This is a genomic window from Streptomyces malaysiensis subsp. malaysiensis, from assembly GCF_040653035.1.
Lineage (GTDB): Bacteria > Actinomycetota > Actinomycetes > Streptomycetales > Streptomycetaceae > Streptomyces > Streptomyces malaysiensis.
In genome coordinates this window covers 212,421-222,858 of record NZ_JBEZNG010000017.1, presented here as the reverse complement: position 1 = coordinate 222,858, position 10,438 = coordinate 212,421, and the positions used below count along the sequence as shown (strand labels likewise).

The following is a 10,438-nucleotide window of genomic DNA, read 5'->3' as shown; positions in this document are numbered from 1 at the left end:
GCTTGGGCCCGCGTCAGGATTCGTTGCCGTCGAGGCTGTCGAGGTCGAGCGCCATGTCGATGAGGTGCTGGACGTCCATCTCGTCGATGGACTCCGCGTCGTCCTCGACGCGATTGGGGTCGGAAGTGGTGGCTTGTGGATCGGCCAGCCGGAGCAGCGTGTCCAGCAGCCCGGCCTCCCGGATCCGGCTCATCGGGATGGTGGCCAGGGTGCGGCGCAGCTCGGCGTCCTGCGGATCGGTGTCCGCGTAGGCCGGGGTATAGCCGTGGCCGTGGCCGGGGCCGTGGCCCGGTCCGTCCGGGATCAGCTCGGTCAGCAGATGCTCGGCGAGCGCGGCCGGTGTCGGGTAGTCGTAGACCAGGCTCGCGGGCAGCTTGAGGCCGGTGGCCGCGCCGAGCCGGGTGCGGAGTTCGACCGCGGTGAGCGAGTCGAAGCCCAGCTCGTTGAAGGCGCGGCGGGCCTCGACCTCATCGGCGGAGGCGTGGCCGAGTGCGCTGGCCACATGGCCGCGGACCACCTCGAGCACCGCGTCCTCGCGGTCGGCCCCGGACAGTCCGGCGAGCCGCTCGCGCAGCGCCGACGCGCCGTCCTTCGCCGCCGTGTCCGCCGACTCGCCCTCGCCGCCGCCCCGCAGGACCGTGGCAACCTGCGGCACATCGTCGATCAGCGGGCGGGGCCGGGCGGCGGTGAAGGCCGGGGCGAAACGCTCCCAGTCGACATCGGCCACGGTCACGGCGGTCTCCTCGCGGGAGAGCACCCGCTGGAAGGCGACCATGTTCAACTCCGGTGCCATCGGCGGCAGTCCACGGCGGCGCAGCTGCTCCTCCGCGTCGCCCTCGGCGGCCATACCGCCCTCCGCCCACGGGCCCCAGGCCACCGAGGTGGCGGTGAGACCGCGCGCCCGGCGCTGTTCGGCCAGCGCGTCCAGGAAGGCGTTCCCGGCCGCGTAGGCGCCCTGGCCGCCACTGCCCCACACCCCGGCGATCGAGGAGAAGAGCACAAAGGCGTCCAGCGGGTCGGCGTCCTCGCCGAAGAGGGCGTCGAGGTGGACCGCGCCGGTCGTCTTGGCCGCCACGATCCGGGCGAACTCCGGGAGTTCGGTGCCGGTGCCCGGCTCCTGCGAGATCCCGGCCGAGTGCACCACGGCCCGTACCGGAGTGCCGCCCACGGCCAGCTTCTCCACGAGCACGGCGAGCGCGTCCCGGTCGGCCACATCGCACGCCTCGACGGACACGGCGGTGTCGGTGCCGGACAGCTCGGCCACGATCTCGGCCGCGCCCGGCGCGTCGGGGCCACGGCGGCTGAGCAGCACCACGCGCTCGGCCCCGTTGTGAGCGAGCCAGCGGGCCACATGCCGCCCCAGGGCGCCCGTACCACCGGTCACCAGCACGGTGCCGCGCGGCGTCCAGGGCTCGGCGGCGGAGGTGGCGGCGGTGCGCGGGGCCGGGGCGAGGCGGCGTACGAACACACCGGTGGCGCGGATCGCCACCTGGTCCTCGTCGCCGGACCCGGCGAGCACGGCCGCGAGCCGGTCCAGCGCCCGCTCGTCCACCGTCTCCGGCAGATCGATCAGACCGCCCCAGCGCTCGGGCTGCTCCAGGGCGACCACCCGGCCGTAGCCCCAGACCTGGGCCTGGGTGGCGCTGTCCAGCCGGTCGGCGCCGCCGGTCGAGACCGCGCCCCGGGTGGCGCACCACAGCCGCGCCGGGCCGTCGTCGCCCCGCCGCGCCAGCGCCTCGGCCAGCGCACCGGTCAGCGCGAGGCCGACCGGCACCGCCGGATGCTCCGGATGCGGCCGCTCGTCCAGCGCCAGCAGGGACAGCACTCCGGCCACCGGGCCGTCGGCCGTCGCCGCGGCGAGGCGGTCGGCCACGGTCGCGGGGTCGGTGTCGACGGCGTCCAGTTCGACGCGTACGACCCGTACTCCGCGCCGTGTCAGATCGTCGGCCACCGCGGCGATCCGCGGATCGTCCGCGTGGCTCGCGGGGACGACGGTCAGCCAGGTGCCGGACGGGGCCGGGGAGCCCGACGGGCCCTGCGGACGCGGCTTCCACACCACGTTGTAGAGGTGGCCGTCGGCCGCGGACCGCTCGCGCTGGGCGCGGCGCCACGACGACAGGGCGGGCAGCACCGCGCTGAGCGGCTGATCGCCCTCGACCCGTAGCTCGGTGGCGAGCGACTCCCAGTCCTCGCTCTCCACGGCCTCCCAGAACCGCGCGTCCACCGTGTCCACGGCGCCCTCGGCCCGCGCCCCGGTCTCCAGGGCGTCCGGCCAGTAGCGGCGGCGCTGGAACGCGTACGTCGGCAGGTCCACGCGGTGTGCGCCGGTCCCGGCGAAGTACCCGGCCCAGTCCACCTCGGCGCCCCGGACATACGCCTGGGCGAGCGCGGCGGTGACGGTCTCGGCCTCGGCGCGGTCCTTGCGCAGCGCGGCGGCGAACCCGGCCGCGTCGGCGTCGGTGACGCACTCCTGGGCCATCGCGGTGAGCACACCGTCGGGGCCCAGCTCGACATAGGTGGTGACCCCCTGGGCCTCCAACGTCCGCACGCCATCGAGGAAGCGCACGGCCTCCCGGACGTGGCGCACCCAGAAGTCGGGGGTCGTGATCTCCTCGGCGCGGACGACGGTCCCGGTGAGGTTGGAGACGATCGGGATCCGCGAAGCCTCGTACGTGAGCCCCTCGGCCACCTCGCGGAACGCCTCCAACATGCCGTCCATGCGGGGCGAGTGGAAGGCGTGGCTCACGGCGAGGCGCTTCGTCTTACGGCCCTGCGCCTCGAAACCGGCCGCGATCGCGAGGGCCTCGTCCTCATCACCCGCGATGACGACGGAGTTCGGCCCGTTGAGCGCGGCAATGCTCACCCGCTCGGTCAGCAGCGGCGCCACCTCCTCCTCCGACGCCTGGACGGCGAACATCGCGCCACCGGCGGGCAGCTCCTGCATCAGACGGCCACGCGCGGCCACCAACTTCGCCGCGTCCGCCAGCGACAACACACCCGCCACATGCGCGGCGGCCAGCTCACCAATCGAATGCCCCGAAAGGAAGTCCGCCTTCAGACCCCACGCCTCGACAAGACGGAACAACGCCACCTCGACCGCGAACAGCGCGGGCTGAGTGAACCCGGTCCGGTCCAGCGCCTCGGCGTCCTCCCCGAACAGCACATCCCGCAGCGGCCGCTCCACGTGCGCGTCCAGCTCCGCACAGACCGCGTCCAGTGCCTCGGCGAACACCGGGTAGGCGTCGTACAGCTCACGCCCCATCCCCAGCCGCTGACTCCCCTGCCCGGTGAAGAGGAACGCCAGCTTGCCACCGGACACCGAGCCCTCGACGAGCCCCGTGGCGTCGCGCCCCTCGGCCAGCGCCGCGAGCTGCTCGCCGAGCAGGTCGCCGTCCCGGCCGAGCAGGACGGCCCGGTGTTCCAGGGCGGCGCGGGAGGTGGCCAGGGAGTAGGCGAGGTCGAGCGGGCGCGGCGACTCGGCCCCTGCGTCCGCGTCCACGGAGGGGCGCAGCCGTGCGGCCTGGTCCCGTAGCGCGTCCTCGGTACGGGCCGAGACCGGCCAGGCGAGGACGGGCAGGGAGCGCTCCGGAGCGGGTGCGGAGACCGCGTTCGCGGCCGGGGCCTGCTCGATGATGGCGTGCGAGTTGGTGCCGCTGAAGCCGAACGAGGACACGCCCGCGCGGCGCGGACGGCCGGTCTCCGGCCAGGGCCGGGCCTCGGTCAGCAGCTCGATGTCGCCCGCCGACCAGTCGACGTGCGGGGTGGGCTCGCTGACGTGCAGGGTCCGCGGCAGCACCCCGTGGCGCATCGCCATGACCATCTTCATGATGGCGGCGGCGCCCGCCGCGGCCTGGGTGTGGCCGATGTTGGACTTCGCCGAGCCCAGCCACAGCGGCCGGCCCTCGGGCCGGTCCTGGCCGTAGGTGGCGAGCAGCGCCTGTGCCTCGATCGGGTCGCCCAGCGCCGTACCGGTGCCGTGGGCCTCCACGACGTCGATGTCCGCGGGCGACAGCCCGGCGTTGGCGAGGGCCTGCCGGATGACGCGCTGCTGGGACGGGCCGTTGGGCGCCGTCAGACCGTTCGACGCGCCGTCCTGGTTGATGGCGGTGGAGCGCAGGACGGCGAGCACCGGATGGCCGTTCCTGCGGGCGTCCGAGAGCCGCTCCACCAGGAAGACGCCCGCGCCTTCGGCCCAGTTGGTGCCGTCCGCGTCACCGGAGAACGCCTTGATCCGGCCGTCGGCGGCCAGTCCGCGCTGCCGGCTGAACTCCAGGAAGGCGCCCGGCGTCGACATCACCGAGACGCCACCGGCCAGCGCGAGCGAGCATTCGCCGCCGCGCAGCGCCTGCGCGGCCAGGTGCAGCGCCACCACCGACGACGAGCAGGCGGTGTCGATGGTGACCGCCGGGCCTTCGAGCCCGAAGGCGTAGGAGAGGCGGCCGGAGGCCACGCTGGAGGAGTTGCCGGTGCCGAGGTGTCCTTCGAGGCCCTGCGGCTCGTTCAGCCACAGCGTCAGATAGTCCCGGTCGTTGGAGCCGATGTAGACGCCGGTGCTGGTGCCGCGCAGCGTGGCCGGGTCGATCCCGGCCCGCTCGAACGCCTCCCAGGACGTCTCCATCAGCAGCCGCTGTTGCGGATCCATGGCGAGGGCCTCACGCGGCGAGATGCCGAAGAACGAGGCGTCGAAGTCGGCCACGTCGTGCAGGAAACCGCCCTCGCGGGTGTAGCTGGTGCCCTCGCGGTCGGGGTCGTCGCTGTAGAGGGTGGCGAGGTCCCAGCCGCGGTCGGCGGGGAACGGGGTGATCGCGTCCTCACCGGCCAGCAGCAGCTGCCACAGCTCCTCGGGCGACCGTACGCCGCCGGGGAAACGGCAGCTCATCGCGACGATCGCGATCGGGTCCTCGCGGTCCACGGCGCTGAGCACCCGGTCGGGGACGATCGCCGCGGCCGTGTCCCCGACGATCTCCTCGCGCAGATGGCCCGCCAGGGCGGTCGAGGTGGGGTAGTCGAAGACGAGCGTCGGCGGCAGCCGCAGCCCGGTCGCCTCGCGCAGCAGATTGCGCAGTTCGACGGCGGTCAGGGAGTCGAAGCCCAGGTCCTTGAAGGCCCGACCCTCCTCGACGGCCTGCGGGCCCGCATAGCCGAGGACGGCCGCCACCTGGGTACGGACCAGGTCCAGCAGCAGCCGGTCCCGCTCGGCCTCGCTCAGCCCGGCCAGCCGCTCCGCCAGCGCGGAACCGCCGCCCGCGGCGGCGTCCACCGCGCGGCGCACCGGGACCCGCACCAGCCCGCGCAGCAGCGGCGCGAGCGCGCCCGCGGCGGCCTGGGCGCGCAGCGCCACGGCGTCCACCCGCATCGGGACCGGTGCCACCTCGTCCGTGGTGAGCGCCGAGTCCAGGAGCGCCAGGCCCTCCGCCGGGGACAGCGGCGGCAGTCCGGCGCGCCGCATCCGGCTGATGTCGGCCTCGTCCAGGCCACCGGCCATACCGGCGCCCGCCCAGGGGCCCCAGGCCAGCGAGACGGCGGGGCGGCCCTCGGCCCGGCGGTGTGCGGCCAGGGCGTCCAGGAAGGCGTTGGCGGCCGCGTAGTTGCCCTGGCCCGGGGTGCCGAACACGCCCGAGGCAGAGGAGAAGAGGACGAAGGCGGTCAGGTCCAGGTCGCGGGTGAGCTCATGGAGGTTCCACGCCGCGTCCACCTTCGGACGCATCACATGGTCGACACGCTCGGGCGTCAGCGAACCGATCACACCGTCGTCCAGCACACCGGCCGTGTGCACCACGGCCGTCAGCGGATGCTCGGCGGGAACGGTGGCGAGGGTCGCGGCCAGCGCGCCCCGGTCCGCCACATCACAGGCGGCCCAGACCACCTCGGCACCCAACCCGGTGAGCTCGGCGGCGAGTTCAGCGGCACCCGGCGCCCGCTCACCACGCCGGCTCACCAGCAGCAGATGCCGAACACCACGCTCCGCCACCAGATGCCGGGCCACCAGACCGCCCAGCGAACCGGACGCACCGGTCACCAGCACCGTCCCGGCCGCGCCGAAGTCGGCCGCCATGCCCGCCTCTTCCGCGACCGGCACCCTGGCCAGCCGCGGGATGCGGACCACGCCCGCACGGACGGCGAGCTGCTCCTCGCCCGCCGCCAGCGCGGCCGGGAGCGCCGCGAGCGACGTGTCCTGGCCGTCGATGTCCAGGAGCACGAAGCGGTCCGGGTTCTCGGCCTGCGCCGTGCGCAGCAGACCCCACACCGCGGACTGCGCCGGATCGCGCACCGGCTCGCCCTCGCCGAGGGTCATGAACACCAGCCGCGAGGTGGCAAACCGCTCATCGGCCAGCCACTGATGGAGCAGGCCCAGCACCTGGGTGGTGGCCTGGTGCGCCGTGGTGGCGGGCGAGGGGCTTTCCCCCACCCCGCCCCTTCCCGCGGCATCGATATGCGGCTCCGCCGCGTGGAGGGGCTCCGCCCCTTGAACCCCACCGGGGCTCCGCCCCGGACCCCGGTCCTCAAGCGCCGGACGGGCTTGAATTGCCGCACCCGGTCGTTCAAGTGCCGGGCACACCACTACGTACTCCGGCAGCGCCATTCCGGAATCGACGGCCTCGCCCAGCTCCGCGAGGTCCGCGTATGCCGTGGCACCCAACCCGAACGCATCCGTGCCCAGCACCGCCCAGCGACCGCCGCCGGACGCGCCGGCGCCCGCTCCGGCCGGGAGTTCGATCCACTCCACGCGGAACAGCGACTCGTGGTAGGCCGCCCGCGCGGCCCGCACCTGCTCCGCCGATACGGCGCGCAGGACCAGCGAGTCCACGGCGGCGACCGGCGCCCCGGCCGAGTCCGCGATCTCCAGCCGGACGCCGTCCGCGCCCCGCAGCACCAGCCGCACCCGCAGCGCCGAGGCACCGCTCGCGTACAGCGCCACACCGCTCCAGGCGAACGGCAGCCGCCCCTGGTCGTCGCCGTCGCCCAGGCCGAGCGCGTGCAGCGCCGAGTCCAGCAGCGCCGGGTGCAGCCCGTACGCCTGCACCTCGGAGGCGATGGACTCGTCGAGCCGGACCTCGGCGAAGAGTTCGTCCCCGCGCCGCCAGGCGGCCGTGAGCCCCCGGAACACCGGGCCGTACCGCAGCCCGCCGTCCGCGAGGGCCGCGTACAGCTCCTCCGTACGGGCCGCCTCGGCGCCCTGCGGCGGCCACGCGGTCAGCGCGAACGAGGGCCGGGGCGCGCCCGAGGCGAGCACACCGTCGGCGTGTCGCGTCCACGGCTCCTCGGCCGGGGCGTCCTCCGCGCGGGACAGCACGGTCAGCGACCGCCGCCCGGCGCCGTCGGGCGCGCCGACGGTGAGCTGAAGCCGGATACCGCCGTGTGCGGGCAGCACCAGCGGGGCGTGCAGGGTCAGCTCGTCGAGCAGGTCACAGCCGACCTGGTCACCGGCGCGGACCGCCAGCTCCACGAAGGCGGTGCCGGGCAGCACCACGGCGTCCCGCACCACATGGTCGGCCAGCCACGGATGGGTGTCGAGACCCAGCCGTCCGGTGAACACCAGGCCATCGGACTCCGCCAGCGGCACGGTCGCGCCGAGCAGCGGGTGCCCCGCCAACTCCAGCCCCACGGACGCCACATCACCCACGGAGGCCGCACCCGGCTCCAGCCAGAACCGCTCGTGCTGGAAGGCGTACGTCGGCAGATCCACGCGGTTGGCGCCGGTCCCGGCGAAGTACGCGGCCCAGTCCACCGCCACACCGCGTACGTGTGCGCGGGCGACGGCGGTGGTCAGCGCCTCGGCCTCCGGGCGGTCCTTGCGCAGCGCGGCGATGAACCCGGCGTCCTCGCCGGTCACACACTCCTGCGCCATCGCGGTGAGCACACCGTCCGGGCCCAGCTCGATGAACGTGGTGACGCCCTTGGCTTCGAGGGTGCGCACACCGTCGAGGAAGCGCACGGCCTCGCGGACGTGGCGCACCCAGAAGTCGGCGGTCGCGATCTCCTCGGCGGACACCACACCACCGGTCAGATTCGACACGATGGGGATCTTCGGCGCCTCGTACGAAAGCCCCCGCGCCACCTCGCGGAACGCGTCCAACATCCCGTCCATGCGGGGTGAGTGGAAGGCGTGGCTGACCGTGAGCCGCTTGGTCTTACGGCCCCGCGCCTCGAAACCGGCCGCGATCTCAAGCGCCGCGTCCTCGTCACCCGCGATGACGACGGAAGTGGGTCCGTTGAGCGCGGCGATCGACACCCGCTCGGTCAGCAGCGGCGCCACCTCGTCCTCCGACGCCTGCACCGCGACCATCGCGCCACCCGCCGGAAGCTCCTGCATCAACCGGCCACGCGCGGCCACCAGCTTCGCCGCGTCCGCGAGCGACAGCACACCCGCCACATGCGCGGCGGCCAACTCACCAATCGAGTGCCCCGACAGATAGTCGGCCCGCAGACCCCACGCCTCGACAAGACGGAACAGCGCCACCTCGATCGCGAACAAAGCGGGCTGGGTGAACCCGGTCCGGTCCAGCGCCTCGGCGTCCTCCCCGAACAACACATCCCGCAGCGGCCGTTCGAGATGCGCGTCCAGCTCCGCACACACCGCGTCCAGCGCCTCCGCGAACACCGGATAGGCGTCGTACAGCTCACGCCCCATCCCCAGCCGCTGACTCCCCTGCCCCGTGAACAGGAACGCCGTCTCCCCCTCGGCGACCGTCCCCTCGACAAGACCCGGCGCGGACTCACCCCGCGCCAGCGCCTCCAGAGCGGCGGTCAGCCCGGCGCGGTCCTCGCCCACGATCACCGCGCGTCGCTCCAGCGCCGCCCGGCCGGTGGCCAGTGAGTGGCTCACATCGGCGGTGCTGAGGGCGGGTTCGCGGTCGAGGTGGGAGGCGAGGCGGCGGGCGTTGTCGCGCAGCGCCGCCGCGTTCCTGGCGGACAGGGTCCACGGCAGCACGGCGGCGGTGACCTTCGCGGCGTTCACGGCCGGGGTGGTGTCCCCGTCCGGTGCCGGAAAGTCTTCCGGTGCGGGGGCCTGCTCCAGGATGGTGTGGGCGTTGGTGCCGCTCACGCCGAAGGCGGAGACTCCGGCCCGGCGCGGCCTGCCGGTCTCGTCCCAGGGGCGGGCCTCGGTCAGCAGGGACACCTCGCCCGCCGTCCAGTCGACGGTCGGGGACGGCTGGTCGACGTGGAGGGTCTTGGGCAGGACGCCGTGGCGTATGGCCATGACCATCTTGATGATGCCCGCGACACCCGCGGCCGCCTGGGCGTGGCCGAGGTTGGACTTGAGCGAGCCCAGCCACAGCGGCCTGCCCTCGGGGCGCTCCTGGCCGTAGGTGGCGAGCAGCGCCTGCGCCTCGATGGGGTCGCCCAGTGTGGTGCCCGTGCCATGCGCCTCGACGACGTCGATCTCGGCGGCGGACAGCCGGGCGTTCTCCAGGGCCTGGCGGATGACGCGCCGCTGGGAGGGGCCGTTGGGCGCGGTCAGACCGTTGGACGCGCCGTCCTGGTTGACCGCGCTGCCGCGCACCACGGCCAGCACCGGGTGGCCGTTCTTGCGCGCGTCGGAAAGCCGCTCGACCAGCAGTACGCCGACGCCTTCGGACCAGCCGGTGCCGTCCGCCGACGCGGCGAAGGACTTGCAGCGGCCGTCGGGGGCGAGGCCGCGCTGACGGCTGAACTCCACGAACACATCGGGGTTGGGCATCACCGTGACGCCGCCGACGAGTGCGAGCGAACATTCGCGCTGCCGCAGCGCCTGGGTCGCCCAGTGCAGGGCGACCAGCGACGAGGAGCATGCGGTGTCGATCGTGGCGGCCGGACCTTCGAGGCCGAAGGTGTAGGCGATACGGCCGGACAGCACGCTGGTGGCACCGCCGGTGAGCAGCAGGCCCTCCAGCTCCTGCGGCGCGCCCTGGACATCGGAGCCGTAGCCCATGGCCGCGGCGCCCACGTAGACGCCGGTTCGGCTGCCCTTGACGGAGGTCGGGTCGATTCCCGCGCGCTCGAACGCCTCCCAGGACGTTTCCAGCAGCAGCCGCTGCTGCGGGTCCATGGCGAGGGCCTCACGCGGTGAAATACCGAAGAATCCGGGGTCGAATTCGGCGACGCCGTCGAGGAATCCACCGCCGCTGTTGTAGAAGGTGCCCTTGCGGTCGGGGTCCGGATCGGCCAGTCCCTCGATGTCCCAGCCGCGGTCGGCGGGGAATCCGGAAATGGCGTCACCGCCCTCCGCGACCAGCTGCCACAGGTCCTCGGGCGAACCGACGCCGCCGGGGAATCGGCAGCTCATCGCGGTGATCGCGATCGGTTCCTGCGCGTCCGCCTCCACCTCGGTCAGGCGGCGACGGGTCCGGCGCAGCTCAGTGGTCATCCACTTCAGATTGTCGAGGAGCTTCTCTTCGTTCGCGCTAGCCACGGAAACGTCACCTCCTGAGGTCAGTTGAATTGTGGGCGGTCATCA

Annotated in this window: 1 protein-coding gene; it reads right to left on the bottom strand. The window is 73.9% G+C overall.

Annotated elements, in window-relative coordinates; all coding sequences use genetic code 11:
- Window positions 1-13: 13 nt before the first annotated feature.
- Window positions 14-10,393, bottom strand: coding sequence for a type I polyketide synthase (locus tag AB0E24_RS29870; RefSeq protein WP_359381571.1), 10,380 nt, complete (start codon window positions 10,391-10,393; stop codon window positions 14-16).
- Window positions 10,394-10,438 lie beyond the last annotated feature (45 nt).